The sequence below is a fragment of the Candidatus Nitrospira bockiana genome (assembly GCF_965152565.1).
Genome location: NZ_OZ224215.1, coordinates 632021 through 654823 on the forward strand (window position 1 = coordinate 632021; position 22803 = coordinate 654823).

Consider the following 22803-nt stretch of genomic DNA (forward strand, 5'->3'; position numbering starts at 1 on the left):
AGAACGACAGAGGGTTTCAGCTTGTTCCCAACCTGCTGGCAGGATGATGCGCTTATCGACCATCGGCACGTGGTTGGTCTCAGTCCATTTCACGCGGAGGATGCTACTCGATGTCCCACCCGGTGCTCACCCACGATCAACAGAAAGCGGCCGACGCGGCGTTTCGGGGGCTGCCCTCAATGCCAGTTGGTCGGCCAGTGCGCCAGCGCTGTATGCAGAGATTTTGAAGATTACGAACGGACGCGACATCGTCGCCGAGGCGCTCTCCAATTAAGTCGGCGCTTGCACGCGGGCGTGTGCTCCGCGGCTCCCTTGCTTCGATGTACAGCGCGGACGAACGAGCCCTGCAAGGCATTGAAGTGGCGGCGCTCTGAGAAGGCGGCTTACGCGACTCTCCGCATTGATTCGTGGTGATTCGTTCTTAGCTTCTGGAATGAAGGGAGGTGGGACCTGGGTAAGAGTTGGCCGCTGCTCTTATGCGGTGACAGACGGTCGGGGCGCCGCTCTTATCATCCGATGTGAAGTCCAAGGGACGCGTGCTGAGATCCGGTGCCAATAGGCACGGCCCAACCTTGGTGAGGCCCTTTGACCGGCACGCGGGGTCGCGAATCGAGTCGGTAGTGGTTGCGCGGCCGAACGGCGCATCGCAGCTCGGTAAGTCCGACGCCCCACATAAGAGCAGGGGTATAGTGGATGGCGAGGTGACATCAGGAACACCGCAGAAGCAGGAGGTCGGGAGTAGAGGATGGTGTGCAGGCGCCTAAAGTCCTCTCCGAAATCCCCAACAATGGTTATACGCCGCTCATGGTTCAGCCTGCCATCCGTGCTTGAAGCCTTGTTGCCATCTCGGATCATGGTGCTGTCGCAATTCCGTGGCATCATGGAATCTCCAGCTTGACACTGATCGCCCCGCCGAAGTCGCCCTCCTTTGCCCCTTCTTTCGGATAGCCGGTGATATCACGCTCGCCCTTTGGTTCACCGTGGCACGCCAAACAGGCCTTTTGATAGTACAAGGGCAATAACACTCGGACCGCCTTGCCGCCGTCCACCACCTCGCTCACGATGCCGTCCTTCTGGCGGGGAGAGGCGGGATTTGCGAGCCGTGTTAACACGCGACGCTCGAAGTCGTCGGGGCTATTGCGCGGGTTGCGCGGAGGATCCATCGTCTGCCGCAGGTAGACCTGGGTGTAACTGCGGAAGGTGCTGGCCACGATCGTTCCAAAGGTCGCCGGAATAAAGCCTTTGAAGCCGATGCCCTCGAGGTTGATGATGTGCTGGACATCACCCACGGCTTTCTTGCTCGCCACCACGAGCGAGGGGAGCAATTCCTTGGCCAGTTCCGGCACCGCACTCTGCTGCAGCGTGAAAAGATCCAGACCTGTTCGTTGTCGAAAATTCTCTGCTAATTCCTGCTCGAACACGGCGGGCGTATAGCCCTTGTTGCCCTTTTTCGGATCATTGAGTAGCGGCTGCTTGTTGGCAATCGTGACGCGACCGGCATCCAGTAAGAGAACCAGCAACCGGCCTGTCTCCACAATGTCCTCTGTGGTCGGCTGGGCCGCAGAGAACGGTTGAAGACCTAGGGCGAGTGCCAAGAAGATCGCGACCGTGAGCATCCTTCTGTTCATCATCACGATTCCCCGCAGAAGGCCGCGCGGAGCTCATTAGGATCAATAGGGGGAGGGTCATAGCACATTCCTCCCACTGGAAATATCGGGGAGAAGCCTACACAGATGACCAGCCATCAGTGCAGCAAAAGGAGCATGAAACTTACAGCAGATGACTCGCGGTCGACGCTACACGGGCCTAGCATGCCTACGGTGGCACAACACAGAGCACTGGCACCTAAAATGACGAGGACCGATATTGCCACCAGGCACAAAGATATCGTGACTGGAAGCCCGGCTTACCACATGGCCTGGCGCTCGAAGATGCCTTCAAGGATCTCAGTGAGCCGCAGTCGCGGCTCTCTCCCAGTCGGCGTGCCAGACCCAACGCCGCGAGTCCCGTCACGATCAGCAAGAGCGTTGACGGTTCCGGCACGATCGTCAGGGTTCCGCGAATCTCCCCGCCCGGGAACTGCGTCGTGTGGAAGTTGATATAGGATCGGCCTCCCAAGATATTCGGCACCTGGGCAGCCAGCGTCGTGTTGTTCCCTTCAACTGCATCCCACTTGCCGCTGATGGTGCCGCCCACGCCCGTCGCAAACGGGGTCACCGCCACATCGTTCGGATTGTTGTCATTGAACGGGGTGCCGAAGAATCCCCAGACGACCGGGGCATTGGTGGTCGGCGTCACGGTTGGGCTGGCATGAATGTGGGCGGCCACCAAGTTGTCGTTGGGGTCGGTCGTTTGGGACCCGGTCACGTCGATATTGACGATGGTGGAGGAGAAGCTCAGCGCGGTTCTCGCGTCATTGAGGATGAAGCTCGCGGTGCCAAATGAGGCCGGTCTTGAAGCGCCGGTGGCGGTGGTCGTCGGTAACGCCGGGGGATTCTCCTGAGCATTGGTCATGTTCGCAAAGAGGATCGTATCCGCATCAACCTGCGGTGCAGCCAAGAGCACAACCAGGAGACAGGTGAAGCGCAGAAGAGGTCGTTGCATGGCAGCGCTCCTTTCGCAAGAGAGGGATGCTGCCAAGGATGGCTCCACCGTGAATGCGCGTCAATTCACAGATCTCCGTACGGGCCATGCAGCAGCTCGGTCGCTGCAAGCGCACTCCATCCTCGTCGAAGAAGCTTCCGTGGCGGTGTCAGGGGCGCGTCGAACGGAGCGCCTCCTTCATCTCTTCAAGGGAGGAGGTGTTGGCAACGTCTTCACGGCAGAGGCCGCCTTTCCGTGCCACATTGACCCCGAGGTCTACGTTCACGACCTCGTTCGCCGCATGGGCATCGGGGTTCACGCACAGCTTGATGCCCCGACTCTTCGCGAGCTGGGCCCAGCGCCAGTCGAGGTCGAGGCGGTGCCGGCTGCCATTGATTTCGATCATCTTCCCGTGCCTCGCCGCCACGTCGAGCACCTGCGGGAGATTCACCCGATAGCCTGCGCGCGACAGAAGCAACCGGCCCGTCGGATGACCCAGCATGGTCACGTAGGGGTTGGTCAGGGCTCGGCAGATGCGCCGTGTTTGGTCGTCTTCAGACAGATTGAACCGACTGTGGACCGAGGCGATGACGAAGTCGAACTGCGCGAGCAGCTCATCGGGATAGTCCATGGTGCCATCGGGCAGAATGTCGGCTTCAATCCCCCTGAAGAGATGAATGTCCGGATGGCGATCCTGCACGGCTGCGATCTCAGCCCACTGCGCTCGAATGCGATCTTCTTTGAGCCCGCTGACGTAGTGGGCCGACTGGCTGTGATCGGAGAGGCCCACGTAACGGTAGCCGCGGGCGCGTGCCGCGAGGACCATCTCCTCGAGCGTATTCGCACCGTCGGTATAGACCGTATGGGTGTGAAAGAAGCCGTGAATGTCCGCCGGCTCGATCAGCGCGGGGAGCCTGCCCGTGCGAGCCCAGGTCAGTTCGTCGCGCCCCTCCCTCAGCTCCGGCGGAATGTAAGGGAGGCCCGCGGCCTGATAGACCGCCTCCTCCGTCTTCATTGCCGATCCGAACCGGGCGCGCACCGCATGCCAATCCGCCAAGCCCTCGTCACGAAACTGCTCCTGGACGCGATCGACGTGTTCGGGGCTTCCGGTTGCCAGCCACAGGGTCAACCCGTACGGCTCGGCGGGACTCCAGTCGATCGTGACCGGCAGGCCGAGGGGTGAGCGGGTGGTGACCGTGTGATCGACGACCCGCGTTTCCGTGAGATTCGGGATCGCCGCGATCTGCGTCGCGAGGTCGGTCCCGCGCATCGCAGGCGCGGTCATCAGCACGACGTGAAGATCGTTGACCACCTCCGCTTTGCGCCGGAGGGCGCCGGCCAGGGCGGCCCCGTGGACACCGGGAAGGCGTTCGAGCGCCGCCAAGAGCTGATGTGCCTCATCGAGCACGTCGGCGTAGAGGCGATAGCCTCGCCCTCGCTGGTACTGCCCGAGCGCGGCTTGAATCCGCTCGTGTGCCTTTGGCCAGAGCCCCGGGATCGTCAGCAGGCGGTTCTCGGCGGACGCCGCTTGCAAGTCGGCGAGCGAACCAATCCGGGCGCGTTCATACAGTCGGCGGATTTGCGAGGGGCTCAACCCTGGGAGCTCGGCGAGCTCCGCGAGCGACGGAGGATACTCCCCGCGCGCCTCGCGCTGAAGGGTGGAGGAGCCGGTGCGGACGAGCTCGATGATGACCGAGGCGGTGGACGGACCAATCCCTTTCACCCGGGGCAAGCCCCCTTGCTCCACCAGCGTCGTCAGGTCCTCGGGACAGGCGAGTAGCGCGGAGGCTGCGTGCTGGTACGCCCGGGCCTTGTAGGGGTTCTCGCCCTTGAGTAACAGGAAAAAGGCGATCTCCTTGAGCGCCTGAGCAATCTCGTGTTTGGTCATGTCTCATTTCATCACATCACCTGGGGCATCGGCCAGCCGCTGGCTCCGCCTTCGTCCGCAGGAGTCAAGCCGACAGCAAGTACGGACCATGTAGTCCACACCGCTCCTCCTGGCCTTAGCAGAATCACGCAAGACTGGTCCAAAAAGCCCTTGCGTTTTTTTCTCCACGGACTATAACGGGCGCATCACGTCGTTCACTCGCGGAATACCGAAGATTCGAAATTCTGACCTGAGGATGAGAGGCGATGCGGGACCGTCATATCCTGATTCTTGATCTCGGCAACCAGGGCTGTCGCGGCAGCCGCCACGATTCATTGACCACGCTCGTTCGATACTGTCTGTCTCCGCGCGACGTCCAGGTGCATCGAGCCGAGGCGCTCGTGCTCCACGACCGAATCCCGAGGCCCGACTGCGTGTTGCTCAGGCCGTCGCCCTCGACCCCCGTCTCGGATGTCGTCCTGTCCGTGAAGCGGCGTTGGGTTCGCGTTCCGATCCTCGGGCTCTTGTGCGGGGAGCAGAATCCGGCCTCGGTCTCCGGCGCCCTCCACGAAGGGCTGGATGACTTTCTCCTCTGTCCCTTTCGGGATATCGAGTTGGCGCCGCGCCTCGATCGATTGCTGGCCGACGAGCCGATCGAGAGCTCCTCGGCAGGAGACCCGGCGCGGCACGTCACCGGGTTCCGCCTGGACTGTCTCGTGGGACGGGCCGAGTGCTTCGTGCGCGAACTCGAAAAGATTCCGTTGTTCGCGGAGGCGGAGGCGACGGTGCTGATCGCCGGCGAGACCGGGACCGGCAAGGAGCTGTTCGCCCGCGCGATTCACTATCACAGCGCGCGAAAAGCGAAGCCCTTCGTGCCGGTGAACTGCGGCGCGTTGCCCGATCAGTTGTTCGAGAACGAAATGTTCGGGCACGTGCGCGGCGCGTTCACCAACGCCTTCTCGCACCAGCAGGGACTGGTGGCGGAGGCGGACGGTGGGACGCTCTTCCTCGATGAGATCGATGCCCTCAGTCTCTCTGCGCAGACGAAGCTCCTCCGGTTCTTGCAAGACCGACAGTACCGGCCATTGGGATCTTCGAAGGGGGCCGTCGCGGACGTCCGGATCATCGCCGCGACGAACACCGACCTGAGGCGTCAGGTCGAGACCCGGCGGTTCCGCGAAGATCTGTACTACCGGTTGAACATCCTCTCACTGTCCATCCCTCCGCTCCGCGAGCGGCCCGAGGACATCCCGGGCCTGGTCGCGCATTTCATGCATCGCTATGCCGGCAAGACGACTCGCGGAGCGGTCACGATCTCGCCGGAGGCGCTTCAAAAACTTCTTGTCCATGCCTGGCCGGGAAACGTGCGCGAGCTGGAGGGCATCATCCAGCGGGCGATGGTGCTCACCACCTCGTCGGCGCTCGAGCCGGATCACCTCGATCTGCCGCCGTCGCCCGGACGGCCGCCGGCCGCCGCGTCGTCCCTGCGCGAGGCCAAGGCTTCCGCCATCCGCCAGTTCGAACGGGCCTATCTGACGAAGCTGCTGAGCGCGTGGCAGGGCAACGTGAGCCGCGCCGCCAGGGCGGCAGGCAAAGAACGCCGTGCCTTTCAGCGCCTGCTCGACAAGTACGGCTTGGACCGTCGAGCGTTTCAAGAACGCTAGCACGGCCTGCTGACTTCACTCGGCTCCCCCCGATCGACGTCCTCGTCCCGCCGCAACCGACGTTCGCCGCCGCTGCGGCCTTCTGGCCGCAGCGGCGTGGGCAGATGAGCCGCACCGTGATCGGCCGATCGTGGGCGGCTCACCAACTGAGCCCCCTCTCCGGCCTTCGGCGTGGAAGCCGCACCCGGCCGAAGGCCGGCCCCCTGCCCCCTTGCAACATCAAGCACTTGCCCGCCCGCCCGTGTGGTACTCGCTTTGCGTAGCGTGACGACCACGATCTCGCAGAAAGGCCCTTCTTTGACTGCTGATGAGCCTGGTCACCGGGGTCCGGTCATCGAGGAGATCCTTCGCTATGTCGTCGAGCATCCGGAAGCCAAAGATACGATCGAGGGCATCGCGCGGTGGTGGGTGCGCGCGGACGACCGACGATGGCCGCGTGAGCTCGTGCACGAGGCCGTCGAAGAGCTCGTGGCCCGCGGCTGGATCGTGCGCCGGGAGACGACCGCCTCCCATGTCGTCTACGGATTGAACAAGCCGCACCTGGAGACGATCGTCCACGCCTTGAAGCGACGGCCGGGCGACGAGACGGATCGCTGACCCGGCCATCGGACTGAACGGAGAAAGGAGAGCCCATGCCCGTCACACCGAGCTACCCCGGCGTCTACGTCGAAGAGATTCCCAGCGGGGTGCGCACCATCACCGGGGTCGCGACCTCCATCACCGCGTTTCTCGGGAAAGCGTTGCGGGGTCCCGTGAACCAGGCGGTGACGATCACGAGCTTCAGCGACTTCGAGCGGCTCTACGGCGGCCTCGATCGCAACATGATGCTCGGCTACGCGGTCCGGGACTTTTTCCTCAACGGCGGCAGCCAGGCGATCATCGTGCGCTTGTACAAGCAGCCCTCGGGCGGCGCCTCGAAGGCCACGTACGAGGTGCCGAACCTGACCCTGCAGGCGAGCTCCGAAGGGGCGTGGGGCATGCAGGTCCGTGTCCGCGTGGATAAGAAGCCGACGACCGATCCGAACCTCCAGGCCGTGGCGCAGCGATTGGGGGTGCAGCCCGCCGATCTCTTCGATCTGACCATCCGGGACGGAGGGACCGGCTCCATCGAGACCTTCCTGAACCTGACGACGAAAGAAAGCGCACGGCGCGTCGACCGGGTGCTGGCGGCCGAGTCGAAGCTGGTCGTGGTGGCCGGGAGCGTCACGCTGCCCTCGAACACCGGGCCGGCCGCGCATGCCGGCGCGTTGACCGACGCGGACGTCTGGACGAGCAACAGCAAGTCGACGCCCGCCAAGAACGCGCCGGCCACCGACGTCGCGGCCGACAGCGACACGCTCGGATCCGCGGATTTCAAGGGGAGCGCCTCCGCGAAGACGGGGCTCTATGCGCTCGAGCACGCCGATCTCTTCAATCTGCTCGCGATCCCGCCGGACGCGCGAGGCGGGGACGTGCCCGACGACGTCTATCAGGAAGCGCTGGCGTATTGCGCGAAGCGCCGCGCCCTGTTGATCGTGGATCCGAAGAACGCCTGGACCACGGTCTCCGCAGCCCAGAGCGGGGTCGGCGGCATGAACCTCACCGGCGACGCGGCGCGGAATGCGGCCATCTATTTCCCGCGCATCGTACAAGCCGATCCGAAGCTCGACGGGCAGTTGGACGTGTTCGTCCCGTCCGGGGTCGTGGCCGGCGTCATCGCCCGCACCGATTCGCAGCGCGGCGTCTGGAAGGCTCCGGCCGGCATCGACGCGGCGCTGAACGGCGTCGCCGGCCTGAAGGTCGAGATGACGGACCCGGAGAACGGGATCCTCAATCCCCTCGGGATCAACGCGCTGCGCACGTTTCCCATCTACGGCCGCGTCGTGTGGGGATCGCGGACGATGCGCGGGGCGGACGCGGCGGCGGACGAGTACAAGTACGTGCCGGTGCGGCGCACCGCGCTCTTCATCGAGGAAAGCCTGTACCGCGGGTTGAAGTGGGTCGTCTTCGAGCCCAACGATGAGCCGCTGTGGGCGCAGATCCGCCTTAACGTCGGCGCCTTCATGCACAACCTCTTCCGGCAGGGGGCGTTTCAGGGCACGACGCCGCGCGACGCCTACTTCGTGAAGTGCGACAAGGAGACGACGACGCAGAACGACGTGAACCTGGGCATCGTGAACATCGTCGTCGGGTTCGCACCGCTCAAGCCGGCCGAGTTCGTCATCATCAAGCTGCAACAGATGGCGGGACAGATTCAGACGTAGGCGTGCCGCACCAGGATGTTCAAAACGGCCATCATCTTACCCGCCCACCCCAGGCATGCCAAAACACGCCCTATCCCGGGCGCGGCCGCAGCGAGCGAAGGGCCGAGGCGTACCCTTTGCGGTACGTTGAGGCCCTGAGCGACGCGAGAACAAAGCTGGGGGCCGTTTTCAACATCCTGTTAGAGGAGGGGAGATGGCTCAGTTCACGGTCAACGCGCAGCGATTCGATCCGTACAAGAACTTCAAGTTCCGGGTGAAATGGGACGGCCGGTACGTCGCGGGGGTGAGCAAGGTCAGCGCGCTCAAGCGCACGACCGAGGTCGTGAAGCACCGCGAGGGCGGCGATCCGAGCAGCAGCCGCAAATCGCCGGGCCGGACCGAGTACGAGCCCATCACGCTCGAGCGGGGCGTCACCCACGATCCGGAGTTCGAGAAGTGGGCGAACAAGATCTGGAGCGTCGGCTCCGGCCTGGGCGCGGAGGCCTCGCTCAAGGACTTCCGCAAGGACATCATCATCGAGCTGTACAACGAAGCGGGACAGCTCGCCCTGGCCTACAAGGTCTATCGCTGCTGGGTCTCCGAGTATCAGTCGCTCCCCGATCTCGATGCCAACGCCAACGCCGTGGCCATCCAGCATCTCAAGCTGGAGCATGAGGGGTTCGAGCGCGACGTGGAGGTCCCGGAGCCGAGCGAGCCGAGCTTCAGCGGCGCCTGAGCCCCGGGGGTGAATCGACATGCGCGCGGGGTCATCGGCCGTGCACGTGCCATCGGCGGGCGAGCTGCTCGACGTCTGGGAGGCGGGGCAGTCGCTGCCGCCGGTCCAGCGCGCGCTGGCGCTGTTGATGCTGGCGAGGCCCGACGTCCCGCACGAGAGACTCGCCGAGCGGACGATCGGCCGGCGCGACGCCGATCTCTTGTCCTTGCGGGAGTATCTGTTTGGTCCTCTCATCGTGGCGCTCGCGCACTGTCCCGGCTGCCTGGAGCGCTTCGAGTGGCGTTTCACGACCGATGACATTCGGATGAGCGAGCCTGAGGACGAGGTCTTCCACGTGCAGGCCGACCGCTACGTCGTTCGAGCCCGGGCGGCGAACAGTCTGGATCTCTTGAGCGCCGACACGGCCTGCGTCAGCGCGCCCGATCGGGCCGTCATCGTCCAGTGCATCCTCGAGGCGCGGCGGGACGATGCGCCGGTCGCACCCGAGGAGTTGCCGGACGCCGTCGTGAACGTGGTGGCGGACCGGATGAGCGAGGCCGATCCTCAGGCCGAGGTATCCATCGCCATGCGTTGTCCGGCGTGCGCGCACGAATGGCAGGCCCTGTTCGACGTGGCCGCCTTCCTGTGGCGCGAGCTCGGCGTGTGGGCGACGCGTGCGCTCGACGAGGTGCATACGATCGCGTCCGCCTACGGGTGGACCGAGCACGAGATCCTGGCGATGAGCGCCGCGCGGCGGCAACGGTACGTGTCGATGATCGAACAGAGCCGATGAATTTCGTGGCGAGATTGATCGAGCGGCACCGACCCGAGGCGCCGTCCGTTCTTCCGGTGCTCGAGCCCCGTGTGCCGTCACGCTTCGAGCCGGTGCGTCCCGGCGACGGCCTCGGCGGGCTGGAACGCGACGGGGAGCTCGTCACGTTCCGCTCAGGCCAGCCGGCGCCCCCGGAGGAATCGCCCGCCCCCTTGCGGCCTCGCCCCTGGCGGGAACAGCGAGAACGGGACGATCCCCAGCCGAGCCCCGATCCGCGCGTGAAGGCCGTCACCGCGGCGCTCGAGGCGGCGCGCTCCACGATTCGGAGCATGCACATTCAACCGGCTGACCCGTCCTCAGGGACCCAGGCGGATGCCACCGCGCGAAAGGTGCCGGAGCACCGTTCGTCCCTAGAGGCTGACGGATCGAGAGAGAGCCGGTCGACGGAGCACCGGGTTGCAGCGGCCGCGCCTCCGCCGTCACGGCTGCTGGTCCCTGCGGACGGTCGGGTGGGATCGAGCGATCGTGAGGCGGTGGCGAAACGAGACGACCAACGCGCCGATCCTGATCCGACGATCCGAGTCACGATCGGCCGCATCGACGTTCGTGCCATTCTGCCGACCGCGCCGACCCCGCGTCCGGCGGCGAAGGCCGAGAACCTCTCGCTCGCGGACTACCTGCACGGCCGGCATCGAGGGCGTCGATGAGCAACGCGTTGGCGATCGGGGCGGTGACGGCGGTGCTCCGCGATCTCCTCAACAACGGCCTCATCGACCAGGATGTGACCGGGGCCATCGGTGGGAACGTGACGGTGACGGCGCTGCCGCCGGATCGCATCGAGGTCGGCGACAGCAAGGAGAAGAGCCAGCTCAATCTCTTCTTGTTCCAGGTCACTCCGAACCAAGGCTGGCGGAACGTCGGGTTGCCGTCTCGCGATGCGCGGGGCGACCGGCTCACCAACCCCCCGCTCGCGCTCGATCTCCACTACCTGCTCACCGCGTACGGCGAGCAGGAGTTCCACGGGGAGATTCTCTTGGGCTACGCGATGCAGACGCTCCATGAGACCCCGGTGCTGGCCCGCGAGGCGATCCGCGTCGCGCTCGGAGCGCCCCCGCCGGTTACCGGCAGCGTGCTGCCGCCGGCCCAGCAATCGCTCGTGGCCGCGGAGCTGGCCGATCAGATCGAGCAGATCAAGCTCTCTCCGCAGAGCCTCTCGACCGAGGAGATGTCGCGCTTGTGGACGGCCTTGCAGGCGCACTATCGGCCGTCGGCCGTCTACCAGGCGTCGGTCGTGCTGATCGAGAGCAAACGCAGCACGAAGAGCGCGTTGCCGGTTCGGTCGCGCAACCTCACGGTGCTGACATGGCGCCAGCCGGTGATCGAGGCGATCGAGGCCAAGACCGGCGCCGACGACTGGATCGTGGAAGGCAGCGCGGTGGTGATGCGCGGCTCTCAATTCCGCGGGGACGTGACCCGCGTTCGCCTCGGTGCGATCGAGCTGACACCGGCCGCGGATGATGTCGCCGACCATGCGATCACTGTCACGATTCCCGCAGGGCTACAGGCCGGCGTGCAGAGCGCACAGGTGGTCCATCGGCTCGATCTCGGGACGGCCTCGCCCGACGAGCCGCATCGAGGGTTCGAATCGAACGTGGCGGCGTTCGTCCTGCATCCGACGATTACCCCGCCGGCGGTGACGGCGCCCTCGGTTGCCAACGTGACCCCGACGCTCAAGAACGGTGCTCCAGTCGTCGTGGATGGGATAACCCTGCAATCGGCCGATGTCACCGTCCAGTTCGCGCCGCGGGTGGGCCGCCGTCAACGTGTCATCCTCTTGTTGAACGAGCTGAACCCGCCCGCCGCACGGCCCGCGCGCTCCTCTAGCTTCCCGGCTCCCCAGGATAACGGGATCGTGGCGCCGACTCAGCCCGACACCGGCTCGATCGTCTTTCCGATCAGTTTTGTCGCCCCGGGCACGTACCTGCTTCGCGTGCAGGTGGACGGAGCGGAAAGCGCTCTGGGCGTGGATGGAACCGGCAAGTACGTGTCCCCAGCCATCACGATATGACGACAGAGAGGCCACACAGTCCACGCAGCGAGTGGTTGGAAGCCAATCAGTGCGGCTTGATGACAGAGACGGCCCGCGTGCGCCGTCTGCTCGGCGATGAGACGGATGCGGAGGAGGCATCATCGGGCCGCGCGATGGCGCTGGACCACTTGTGCACGGTGTTCGGCCTCTCGTCGTTCGAGCGGGACGTGTTGCTGATGTGTGCCGGCGCGGAGGTGGACAGCGGCTTCGCGGAGAGGTTCGGACCGCCGACCTGGGCGTTGGCGTTGGCGAAGCTTCCAGATGCCCATTGGAGCGCGGTCTCGCCGGCCGCGCCGTTGCGCTATTGGCGGTTGATCGAGCTTCAGCCGGCCGGCGCGCTGGTCAAGGCCGGGCTTCGGCTCGATGAGCGGGTGTTGCATTATCTCTTGGGCATCCAGGAGCTGGATGCACGGGTGGCGGGCGTGCTGATCCGCGTGAAAGACGAGGAGGTCGTCACGCCGTCCCATCGCCGTCTCGCGGCACACATCGAGCAGGTGTGGCGCCGCGCCGGCGATGCGGCGAAGCTGCCCGTGGTCAAGATGGCCGGTCCCTCGCGCGCGGATCGGCGCGGGATCGCCGCGGCGGCGTGCGCACGCCTTGGCCTGCGCTTGTATGTCCTCTCCGCGGCCGACCTGCCGGCGACGGCCGAATGGGCGACGTGGCTGCAGCTCTGTGAGCGAGAGACGGCGCTCATGCACGCGGCGCTGCTGCTCGAATGCGACGACGTGGAGGGGGAGCGCGGGCCGGTGCGGAGGTTTGTGGAGCGTGCGCGGTGCGCGATGATCGTCTCGAGCCGCGATGCGCTCGGCGAGCTGTCCCGCGCCTCCGTCATGGTGAGCGTGCAGAAGCCGAAGCCGGATGAGCAGCGAGCGGTGTGGCGGCAGGCGCTGGGCGATCGGGCCGGGTCACTCAACGGCAGCGTGGACGCGCTCGTGGCGCAGTTCGACTTGAGCGCGCGGACGATCCGCGCGATCGCCGCGGCGCAGGAAGTGCTCGAGCCGTCCGGGCCGTCGGCTGATCCGCAGCCTTCGGCGGCGGATCTATGGACTGCCGCTCGCGCGCTTTCGCGCGGGCGGCTCGACGGCCTGGCGCAGCGCATCGAGCCATCGGCGATCTGGGACGACCTCGTGTTGCCGCAGGCGCAGATGCGCACGCTGCGGGAGATCGCCGCGCAGGTGCGGCACCGGGCCACGGTGTACGAGACCTGGGGGGTGGGGCGCCAGGGCCGCCGTGGGTTGGGGATCAGCGCGCTGTTTGCCGGCGCCAGCGGGACGGGGAAGACCATGGCGGCCGAAGTGCTCGCGAACGACCTCCAGCTCGATCTCTATCGCGTCGACCTGAGCCAGGTGGTCAGCAAATACATCGGCGAGACGGAGAAGAACCTGCGGCAGGTCTTCGATGCGGCCGAAGACGGCGGTGCGATCCTGCTCTTCGACGAGGCCGACGCGCTGTTCGGCAAGCGCAGCGAGGTGAAGGACAGCCACGACCGCTATGCGAACATCGAGGTGAGCTATCTCTTGCAACGCATGGAAGCCTACCGGGGTCTCGCCATCCTGACGACCAACATGAAGCACGCGCTCGACCCCGGGTTTCTGCGCCGCATTCGGTTCATTGTGCCGTTTCCATTTCCCGATGCGGCGCAGCGCGCGCAGATCTGGCGGCAAGTGTTCCCGCCGGCGATGCCGACCGCGGGGATCGAGATCGACAAGCTCGCCCGGCTCGCGATGCCGGGCGGCCACATCCGCAACATCGCGGTCAATGCCGCGTTTCTCGCCGCCGACACCAACGAGCCGGTGCAGATGAAACACCTGCTCGAGTCGACGAGAACCGAATACGCGAAACTGGACAAGCCGTTGAGCGAAGCCGAGGTCGCCGGCTGGGTGGTGGCCTGATGAACATCGAGGTGCACATCGAGGAGGTCGTGCTGCACGGGTTTTCGCCCGGTGATCGCTCTCGCATCGCCGAGGCGCTGCAGTCGAGCCTCTCCGGACTATTGATCGAGAGCGGCGTACCGCCCGCCTTGACGCACGGGGGGGCCGTGGACCGGATCGAGGCCCCGTCCTTCACGATGGAGACAGCGGTGAGACCGGAGACGACGGGACGACAGATCGCGCAGGCCGTGTACGGAGAGTGGAGCGCATGGGCCAACGAATGAGCGCAGGGTCCAAGAGCCGTGCGTCGGCCGTCTCGCCGGTGTCGTCCCGCCCGGCCAAGACGACGGTCGGCGAACCGGGTGACGCGTTCGAGCGCGAGGCGGATCGCGCGGCGGATGCCGTCGTCAACCGATCGGCGCCTCCGCCGGCCTTCAATCTCGGTAGGGTTCCGCTCCTCCAGCGCGAGGAGAAGCCCGGGCAGCAGAGCGACGAGGAAAAATACAAAGCAGCGGCCAAGAAGGCCGGCGAGGCGTTCCTCGAAACAGCGCCGGGGAAGGAGATCAAGGAGAAAGCCGAGCAGTTCGGCGACGCCTTCCTCTCGACCTTGCCCGGCAAGGTGATCACCGGCGCCGCGGTCGCGGGCGCGGTGGCCACGCTCGCCGCGACGCACCGCGAATTGCCGGTTGGGATCCCGGAGATTTCCCTCGACGCGATCAAGCCCGGCCTCAAGATGAAGATCACGTACGAGGGGCCGGTGGACAAGCCGACCAAGGTGATGGCGACGTTCAGTTGGACGGTGGGCGGTGCTGGCCCGGTCGGCAAGAAGTCGCGGATGACGGAGCAGGAGAAGTCTCGTGCCGAGACGGCCAAGCTCGCGCGGGAGCTGGAGGCCTTCCGCGAAGGGCTCAAGACGCCCGAGGAGCGGGAGCGCGAGCGTCGAATGATGGAGGCGTGGATGGCCTCCCGGACCGGGACGCCGGGCGCTCCCCCGCTGTCGTTCGGTCCTGGGGGCATTCCCGTTGGCCGGCTCCCGCTCACCGGGCGGAAAGATCTTCCCGGCGTCCCGCCCGAACCGTTCACGCTCACGGGCGAAACCGAGCAGAAGCCGCCTGAGGATCAGGCCAAGAAGAAGGAAGAGAAGCCGGTGCAGCGCAAGGCGCTGAGCGGCTCGCACGTGAGCGAGGCGCCACTCGTGAGCGAGACGCTGCAGACGAACGGGCACCCGTTGGATCCCGGGACGCGCGCGGCGATGGAAGCGCGGTTCGGGGTCGACTTCAGCCGCGTGCGTCTCCACACCGATGTCCAGGCGGCCCGCAGCGCGGAGGCGCTCCATGCGCTGGCCTACACGGTCGGGGAGGACATCGTCTTCGCCTCCGGCGAATACTCGCCCCGGACGCCGGAAGGCGAGCGCCTGATCGCGCACGAGCTGGCACACGTCGTCCAGCAACATGGAGGCGCGAAAGGGATGGCGCTGTCGCCTGTCCCGCGCGGTGTCGCCCGCAAGAAGAACGCCGACACGCCGGAACCCGACGCGTTGGACGTGGCTCTCCATGGGGATGACGACGCCGTGCGCGCGTTGACGACCCGGACGGATTGGGAACTCAAGGTCATCCGACCGGAGGAAGCGGCGACCTTGCTCATCCATCTGCTGGACGGCGCCACGCTGGATGATGATGAGCAAGCCGGCTTGACGATCCTCCGCAAGCTCATCCGGCAGCTCATGCTCGATGACGGCCTGCTCGCCCTGGACAAGCGCGGCCGCTTCGAACAACTGCTCGACGATTACCACGGCGCCGAGTATCGGGAGCTGCTGGACCTGCTCTCGAGCAACATCGAGAAGAAGGGCCTCAAGGCGCTGTATCTCGATGCGTTCATCGCCATGTGGTGGGTCCGCGAGCATGAAGAAAAGGCCATCGTGGTCCTGCTCGAGCGCACGACCAAGGCGGACCAGTTCGATTTGTTGAAGGAGAAGGACCGCCTCGGCGAATTGCGGGACGCGATCGACAGCGACGATCCCCGCCGGCGCTACGAGAAGATCGTGGCCGGGGTGAACGAGGAACACGGCGACCGGCTCGAGGTGCGCGTGAGCGCGATTTTCGAGATCGAGGCGAAGGCGAGCGTGGGCAAAGGCCAGCGAACGCAACAGGAGGTGAAAGGCCTGCTCGATCGCGCCGCGCGGGATCTGGCCGCCGAGCTGCTCGAGTATCACCAGCGCCTCGCCGAGGCCCTGAAAGATCCGAAGGTCGATCCGGAGAAGATCACCAAGATCAACGAGGAATTCGAAAAGCGACTCAAGGGTCTGATCGAGCAGAAGAAGGCGGAGTTCGGCTTCGAATTGCGCTACAACCTCGAATTCAATCGGCTGCTGAACGATGCCTACGGCCGGCCCTGGACCAAGGAAGACCTCGACACGTTCGAGGTGATCCTCCAGAAGATCCCGCCTGACATTCTGCGGGCCAATCCGCAGTTCCACGCGTTCCTGCGCGGAGCCGAGCACCCGAAGGTAGGGGGCCGGTCGTCGCCCTCCGGCCGCATCACCCTGTTCGGCACGCTGAGCCTCGGCACGACGCTGCACGAGCTCGGCCACAACATCCATCACGGCGACGATGCGCTGTATCGGACGTTCCGCGCCCTTTCCGGATGGCAGTGGCTCACCCGCGACGAGCTCGTGAAGGACATCGGCGATCCCAAGAAAGCGCAGGAGCTGCTCGACGATCTGGACGACGACCGCAAGGACGAGCGCGAATACAAGAGCCGTCGACACGGCGACCACATGTACCGCTACGACCGGTACGGCGCCGGCTATCTGCGCTACGACAGAACGGCCTGTTTCATCTCGGCCTATGCCGAAACCGATCCGGCCGACGACTTTGCGGACTCGTTCGAAGCGTACATGCTGTGGCCCGAGCACCTGCAGAAGAAGTGTCCGGACAAGTACAAGTTCATGCACGTCGACGTGCTCGTGAACTATCGCCTCAGGCAGCAGGCCACCCGAGTCCTGAAGCAGTTCGACGAGCAGGTGCAGCAGAGCCGGCTGGCCGTCGTCTCCAATGAATTTGCGCAGGCGTTGAGGACCAGGTACACGGATCCGCTCCGCCGGGACCTCGAGAGAGATCTCAACGGGCAGCGCGCGGCGAAGATCCGCGAGGCCGAAGCGACCGTCGGCGACAAGCCCAAGTCCATTCCTCAACGGGCGGAGGCCGAAGATCTCGCCAAGCCCTCTCTCGAGAAGCTCGGGAAGGTGCTCGCCGTGCTCGATCGGGTCGCGATCGTCGCCCATAGCCTCGACGGCACGCTGGACGTGCAACGGATCTTCGACATCGATCCCAGCCTCGACGCGGCGCACGGTGAGCTGGGCGACACGCTCAAGGCCCTCTATCGGGACGATCTGCTCAAGCTGGTCGATGCGCCGGCGAAGCGCGCGCTGACGGGGCAGGTCGTGAACGTCGCCGCCTGGCCGGAGTTGGACGCGCTGAAGGCGAAGTACAAAAAGGCGATCGACATCATCCCGCCGTATCTCCCGTTGTTCGACAAGGCGCAGCGGATCGACGGGCTGGTGATCGCCTTCGGGTACGAGCTGAACCGGAAATACAAGGCCAACAAGAAACGCCAGGACATCATCAAGCACGTGCTGGACGAGCGCAAGAACGCCGTTCAGCCGCAGGTCGAGGCGTGGAAGACGAAGGTTGCGCAACGGATTCGAGACGGGCTGCCGTTCGATCCCAAGCAGGTGAAGGATCCGATGACGATCTTCAAGCGTTACGAAACCAAGTGGAAGGCCGACGCCAAGAAGATCGCCGCGCGGCGCCGGGCCATCGGTGATGCGGCGCCGGCCAATGATGAAGAGGCGATTCGCGAGGGGCGGGAGTCGCTAGGCCAGCCGTTGGATGACACGACGCGCGCGTTCATGGAGGAACGGTTCGGCGCGGATTTCACCCGCGTGCGGATCCACACGGGCAGCGGGGCGGCCGAGAGCGCCAACGCGCTCAATGCACAGGCCTTTACGATCGGCCAGGATATCGTGTTCGGGGAAGGGGAATTTCGGCCGGACACAGAAGGCGGGCAAGCCCTGCTGGCGCACGAGCTCACGCACGTCGTGCAGCAGGAGGGGATGACGCCGTCGATCGAAGAGTCCCGTGAACGAACGCTGCCGCCGGTGTCGTTCGACGAGATCGATCTGCCGCAGACCGAACAGCCAAACGAAGACGCGGATCAGGCGATCGCGCCCGTCGCGTCGGCGCTCGAGGGCGAGCCAGCGGAAGCGCCGGCCGGCGAGCCGATCGATGCCGAGCCGCCGAAAGGGGAGAACCAGGTGGCGGCCGCCCCGGCGGAGCCAGCCGGCGCCTCCCCGTTGGTGGTGCCGCCTTCGCATCCTTCGGAGCAGGAAGCCGAACGCGTGAGCCGGGCCGTCATCAGGCCGGACCCCGCCCGATGGCCCGTGAATGCGCCGGGCTTGCAGCGATTGCGTCGGGTCGGTCTCCAGCGGAAAGCGGGCCCCAAGGCGGAGGAGCCGGGCAAGGACATCGTCTTCATCATGGGCGTGGACAAGAATCCGAAGAAGAACCCCTTCTATCGGGAGGCGGCAAAGTACTTCAAGGCCATGCTGCCGAACGCGACGCTCGTCAACGACAATGCCCATCGCAGCTTGGAGAGCGTGTTCGAGTACCTCCGCGAGAAGGGCGAGCGCGTGGCGAACCTGTATCTGGTCTCGCACGCGAACGAGGACGGCACGCTGTCGTTCAAGCTCCGCAAGAGCGACAAGGCCGGCGATCCGCACGTGCAGTACGGGGAGCTGAATCGGGCACTGAGCGAGGAGCCGGCGCTGTTCGACCTGCCGAAAGGCATCATCGACGAGCAGACGCGGATCTACATCAAGGGTTGCAACATCGGCCGCAGCACCAGCATGCTCGACGCGCTGGACAAGGCGTTCGGCGGCGAGGGCAAGGTGATCGCGCCGACCCATAAGCAGGTGTTTGGGACCAAGACCGTCGGCAAGGGCAAGGCCAGGACGGTCGAGCACTACGAAGCCCTCGATGTCTATTACATCGAATACAAGGGCAACCAGAAGATTCCGCCCGCGGAGCAGCAAGCGGCGTTCATCGAGAAGTATTCCGAATTGCCGGCGGACCAATGGAAGAAGTGGGTGCCGGTCAACAAGAAGGGCAAGGGCGGGGCGGCGCGGCAACTGATCTCGATCGCGTACACCTACAAGTACACGGTCAACGTGAAGAACAAGGAGACCAAGCGCATGGCCGAGGAGGACGCGTTGGCCAAGGCCATCGCCTGGGGCGAGACCAACATCGGCCGTCCCGAGCTGTTCGAGTGGCGGGTCGCCTCGACGACGAAGACCGGGTACGGCTGGTTCGTCAAGGCGGTCGCCGAGAAGACGAACTACGTCGTGGACCGGATGCTGGTGGACGCGGCAGGCAAACGGCTGGCTCCGCCCGAGACGGACCCGAAATACTTCGGCACCTCCACGTTCGGCGACGACGCCAAGAAGGCGGCTCAGCAGGCGGCGGCGAGCGGCGAGGGCGACACCGCGGCGCTGATGGCGGAGTTGATCGCGATTCGCAAAGCGCTCGCGGATCTGCCGGAAGGCGACGAACGGAATGAAAAGCTCGCCCGCCTGCGCGAGATCGACGCCGTGCTGAAGCAGCGCAACGCGCTGGTCGATGTCGAGGTCCTCAAGACCGAGGACTGGCTGGGGGCTGACGAGGTCTACGTCAAGGTGAGCGGCGGGAATCAGGGCTTCACGTCGCCGGTGAAGAAGCTGAACGACGGGCAGCAGCACACGTTCACGGTCCCGCTGACCGCGCTGACGCCGTTCGAACGTCCCGTGCGGCTCGAGGTGTTCGACGAGGACCTCGGATGGTTTTTCGATCGGGACGATCTGATCGTCAAGATGGAGTGGGCGCCGCCGTTCGAGGAGGCGACCAACAAGGAATCGTTGGATGAAGCGGACTATCGCGTGAAGGTGCGGCTATGAGCGGCGTGCCCCATGCCCCGCGTCTGGTGAAGGGCGGCCTCGTGCTGATCGACCCGGGGTCGTCGGCCGTGCAGCGTGTGATCACGCTGCAATACAACCCCGACACGCTGAGCCGGACGTTGCAGACGCAAAGCTTCAGCACGGGCAGTGAAGGGGGGAACCGGTCCGAGGCGCTCCGCCTGAAAGGGCCCCCGGTCGAGACGATCAAGCTCGACGCCGAGATCGACGCGACCGATCAGATGGAGCTGGGCGACGGCCAAACCGCAGAGAGCGGCATCTCTCCGCAACTCAGCGCCTTGGAGACCATCGTCTACCCCTCGAGCGAGCAACTGCTGGCGAACCACGCGCTCGCGCGGGGCGGCACCTTGGAGATCGCGCCGATGCAGGCCGCGCTGGTCCTGTTCGTCTGGAGCAAGAGCCGGATTCTGCCCGTGCGGATCACGGACTTCAGCATCACCGAAGAAGCGTTCGACCCGAACCTGAACCCAATCCGCGCGAAGGTGAGCCTGAGCCTGCGCGTGCTCAGCGTGGACGATCTGGGCTTCGACACCAAGGGCGGGAGCCTGTTCATGATCTATCAGCAGCAGAAGGAGCAACTGGCCCGGCAGAGCCGCGCCGGCGGGCTGAACGCGCTGGGCATCGGAGGTCTTCCATGATCGATCCCATGGCGCAGCTCCAGAGCTTGCTGCAGGGCAACGACGGCTCGGCGAATCTGTTCCCGCCGAACAGTCGCTACCACGGCATCCCGACGGCGATCCTCCAGACGCCCGACGGCCGCGCGATCGTCTATCTCCGGCGCCGCTTCGTTCCCGCGCCGGACCGCTTCGTCACGGTCCAGGAGCACACCGTCGTCCAAGGCGACCGGCTCGACAATCTGGCCGCGCAGTACGTGGGCGATGCCGAGCTGTTCTGGCGCCTGTGTGACGCGAACGTGGCGATGCGGCCGGAGGAGTTGACCGAGGTCATCGCGCGGCGGATTCGGATCACGTTGCCGGAGGGGTTGGGATAGCTCGCGCTCGTTGACCAGGCGGACAGCGGATCGGATGGCATCATGCTGAAAGGGATCAACCTCACTCTGATGATCGGGCCGGCCGTGCCCGTGCCCGTGTCGCCGGCTCTGCTCGACGCGCTCACCGGGGTCCAAGTGATGGTCACGTCCGGCGAGACGACGAGCGGGTTCGAGCTGACGTTCGCGCTCGACAAGAACTCCCCGCTGCACACGCTGTTCTTCCTGACCGGCGGCGCGATGATTCCCGTCCTACGCGTCGTCATCGTCGTGACGGTCAACGGCACGCCGGAGGTCTTGATGGACGGCGTGATGACGCACCACGAGATCGCGCACGGCAACCGCGAGGGGATGAGCACGCTCACGGTGAAAGGGAAGGACCTCACGGCGCTGATGGGGCTGATCGACTTCAGCGGCATTCCGTATCCGGCCATGCCCGATTTCGCCCGCGTCGCGCTCGTGCTCGCCAAATACGCGGTGCTGGGCATCATTCCGAAGGTCGTGCCGAGCGTGCTGATCGACGTGCCGATCCCGACCGACCGCATCCCGACGCACAAGGGCAAGGACCTCGGCTACATCAAGGAGCTGGCCGACGACGTGGGCTACTCGTTCTATCTCGAACCGGGTCCCCAGCCGGGGATCAGCTTTGCCTACTGGGGGCCGGAGCTTCGCATCGGCGAGCCGCAGCCGGCCTTGAATGCCAATATGGACGCACACTCCAACATCGACTCCATCGACTTCACATTCGACACCGAGAGCAAGACGCTGCCGATCGTGCTGATCCAGAACCAACTCACGAAGGTGCCGATCCCCATTCCGATTCCCGACATCACGCCGCTGAGCCCACCGCTGGGCGCGATCCCGCCGATCCCGAAGAACGTCGAGATCCTCAACGAATCCGCGAAGTACTCGCCGGTCCAGGCGGCGCTGATCGGACTCGCCAAGGCCGCGAAGACGGCCGATGCGGTGACCGCGACCGGAACGCTCGACGTGACGCGCTATGGGCGCACGTTGAAGGCGCGGCGGCTCGTCGGCCTGCGGGGCGTCGGGACGGCATTCGACGGCCTCTATTACGTGAAGAGCATCACGCACACGATCAAGCGCGGGGAGTACAAACAGAACTTCACGCTGGTCCGCAATGGCTTGATCTCGACGGTGGGAAGCGTGCCGGCATGAGCGAAACCAAACGGTACTTCGGCAAATACCGCGGCACGGTGGTCAACAACGTGGACCCGATGCAGATGGCTCGGCTGCAGGTCATGGTACCGGACGTCTCCGGGCTCATCCCCGGCACCTGGGCCATGCCGTGCTTTCCGATCGCGGGCAAGCAGATGGGTGCCTATTTCATCCCGCAGATCGGTTCGGGTGTCTGGGTGGAATTCGAGCAGGGGAATCCGGATTATCCAATCTGGACCGGCTGCTACTACGGTTCGGCGGCCGAGGTGCCGGCCCTGGCGTTGGCGGGGAACCCGGCCAGTCCCAACATCGTGCTGCAGACGACGGCGCAGAACACGTTGGTGATCAGCGATCTGCCCGGGCCGACCGGCGGGATCATGCTGAAGAGCACGACGGGGGCGACGCTCATCGTCAACGACACGGGGATCTACATCCAGAACGGCAAGGGGGCGAGCCTCGTTTTAGCGGGACCCACAGTAACCATCAATAACGGCGCCTTAGTCATCGTATAGAGAAGGAGAAGGACCATGCCGGGATTTTTGCTGCACGTGGGCGCGACCGTGCTCTGCGCCCACGGCGGGCAAGCGCAGCCGACGGCGCCGAATCCCCGTGTGCTGGTGAACGGCCAGCCGACGGTGGTGATGACCGCTCCCTACGTGATCGCCGGGTGCCCGTTCGCGCCGGGCGGCGTGCCGACGCCGTGCGTGACCGGGCAATGGATGACAGCGGCCACGCGCGTGAGCAGCAACGGGCAGCCGCTGCTGCTCCTCGACAGTCAGGCCGTCTGCGTGCCGAACGGCACGCCCTTGATGATCGTGGCGACCCAGACACGGGTCACCGGGATATAAC

The 22803-nt window shown here is 65.4% G+C and carries 18 protein-coding genes; 15 read left to right on the forward strand and 3 right to left on the reverse strand.

Annotated features, from left to right (window positions below; translation table 11 throughout):
* Nucleotides 1-878 precede the first annotated feature (878 nt).
* From ACWHYV_RS03410 to ACWHYV_RS03420, 3 genes are all read right to left on the reverse strand, one after another.
* On the reverse strand, nt 879-1616 hold the full coding sequence (locus ACWHYV_RS03410; RefSeq protein WP_447979252.1) for a Tll0287-like domain-containing protein: 738 nt from the start codon (nt 1614-1616) through the stop codon (nt 879-881).
* A 229-nt stretch (nt 1617-1845) separates the two neighbouring features.
* The gene (locus tag ACWHYV_RS03415) at nt 1846-2604 is read right to left on the reverse strand and encodes a CHRD domain-containing protein (protein WP_447979253.1); all 759 of its coding nucleotides are present in this window, start codon (nt 2602-2604) and stop codon (nt 1846-1848) included.
* 148 nt (nt 2605-2752) lie between these two features.
* Nucleotides 2753-4471 carry a PHP domain-containing protein gene (locus ACWHYV_RS03420; protein ID WP_447979254.1) on the reverse strand — a complete coding sequence of 573 codons (1719 nt, stop codon included), beginning with the start codon at nt 4469-4471 and terminating at the stop codon, nt 2753-2755.
* 245 nt (nt 4472-4716) lie between these two features.
* On the opposite strand from ACWHYV_RS03420, the gene ACWHYV_RS03425 reads away from it, so the two are divergent.
* From ACWHYV_RS03425 to ACWHYV_RS03495, 15 genes are all read left to right on the forward strand, one after another.
* Nucleotides 4717-6114 carry a sigma 54-interacting transcriptional regulator gene (locus tag ACWHYV_RS03425; protein WP_447979255.1) on the forward strand — a complete coding sequence of 466 codons (1398 nt, stop codon included), beginning with the start codon at nt 4717-4719 and terminating at the stop codon, nt 6112-6114.
* Nucleotides 6115-6411: 297 nt separating this feature from the next.
* Nucleotides 6412-6711, forward strand: a complete 300-nt coding sequence (locus tag ACWHYV_RS03430) for a hypothetical protein (protein WP_447979256.1) — start codon at nt 6412-6414, stop codon at nt 6709-6711.
* 35 nt (nt 6712-6746) lie between these two features.
* Nucleotides 6747-8357: a phage tail sheath family protein gene (locus ACWHYV_RS03435; protein ID WP_447979257.1), complete on the forward strand. Its 1611-nt coding sequence runs from the start codon at nt 6747-6749 to the stop codon at nt 8355-8357.
* Nucleotides 8358-8550: 193 nt separating this feature from the next.
* Complete coding sequence (locus tag ACWHYV_RS03440; RefSeq protein ID WP_447979258.1) at nt 8551-9072, forward strand: phage tail protein; 522 nt, start codon at nt 8551-8553, stop codon at nt 9070-9072.
* Between the two features lie 19 nt (nt 9073-9091).
* A complete protein-coding gene (locus ACWHYV_RS03445) occupies nt 9092-9844 on the forward strand; it encodes a phage baseplate protein (RefSeq protein ID WP_447979259.1) in 753 nt (250 codons plus the stop codon).
* Nucleotides 9845-9849: 5 nt separating this feature from the next.
* Nucleotides 9850-10530 (forward strand): hypothetical protein, encoded by a 681-nt coding sequence (locus ACWHYV_RS03450; RefSeq protein WP_447979260.1) that lies wholly within the window; start codon nt 9850-9852, stop codon nt 10528-10530.
* Complete coding sequence (locus ACWHYV_RS03455; RefSeq protein ID WP_447979261.1) at nt 10527-11891, forward strand: DUF4255 domain-containing protein; 1365 nt, start codon at nt 10527-10529, stop codon at nt 11889-11891. The genes ACWHYV_RS03450 and ACWHYV_RS03455 overlap by 4 nt, the downstream gene beginning before the upstream one ends.
* Before the next feature lie 59 nt (nt 11892-11950).
* A complete protein-coding gene (locus tag ACWHYV_RS03460) occupies nt 11951-13804 on the forward strand; it encodes an ATP-binding protein (protein ID WP_447979262.1) in 1854 nt (617 codons plus the stop codon).
* Nucleotides 13804-14067 carry a hypothetical protein gene (locus ACWHYV_RS03465; protein WP_447979263.1) on the forward strand — a complete coding sequence of 88 codons (264 nt, stop codon included), beginning with the start codon at nt 13804-13806 and terminating at the stop codon, nt 14065-14067. Before ACWHYV_RS03460 ends, ACWHYV_RS03465 begins: the two co-directional genes overlap by 1 nt.
* Nucleotides 14052-19772: an eCIS core domain-containing protein gene (locus tag ACWHYV_RS03470; protein WP_447979264.1), complete on the forward strand. Its 5721-nt coding sequence runs from the start codon at nt 14052-14054 to the stop codon at nt 19770-19772. The genes ACWHYV_RS03465 and ACWHYV_RS03470 overlap by 16 nt, the downstream gene beginning before the upstream one ends.
* On the forward strand, nt 19769-20428 hold the full coding sequence (locus ACWHYV_RS03475; protein ID WP_447979265.1) for a CIS tube protein: 660 nt from the start codon (nt 19769-19771) through the stop codon (nt 20426-20428). Before ACWHYV_RS03470 ends, ACWHYV_RS03475 begins: the two co-directional genes overlap by 4 nt.
* A complete protein-coding gene (locus tag ACWHYV_RS03480; protein WP_447979266.1) occupies nt 20425-20781 on the forward strand; it encodes a LysM domain-containing protein in 357 nt (118 codons plus the stop codon). Before ACWHYV_RS03475 ends, ACWHYV_RS03480 begins: the two co-directional genes overlap by 4 nt.
* Before the next feature lie 42 nt (nt 20782-20823).
* On the forward strand, nt 20824-21954 hold the full coding sequence (locus tag ACWHYV_RS03485; RefSeq protein WP_447979267.1) for a hypothetical protein: 1131 nt from the start codon (nt 20824-20826) through the stop codon (nt 21952-21954).
* Nucleotides 21951-22466, forward strand: coding sequence for a phage baseplate assembly protein V (locus tag ACWHYV_RS03490; protein ID WP_447979268.1), 516 nt, complete (start codon nt 21951-21953; stop codon nt 22464-22466). The genes ACWHYV_RS03485 and ACWHYV_RS03490 overlap by 4 nt, the downstream gene beginning before the upstream one ends.
* A gap of 15 nt (nt 22467-22481) precedes the next feature.
* Entirely contained in the window at nt 22482-22802 is a 321-nt protein-coding gene (locus tag ACWHYV_RS03495) for a hypothetical protein (protein ID WP_447979269.1), read from the forward strand.
* Nucleotide 22803: the final 1 nt, after the last annotated feature.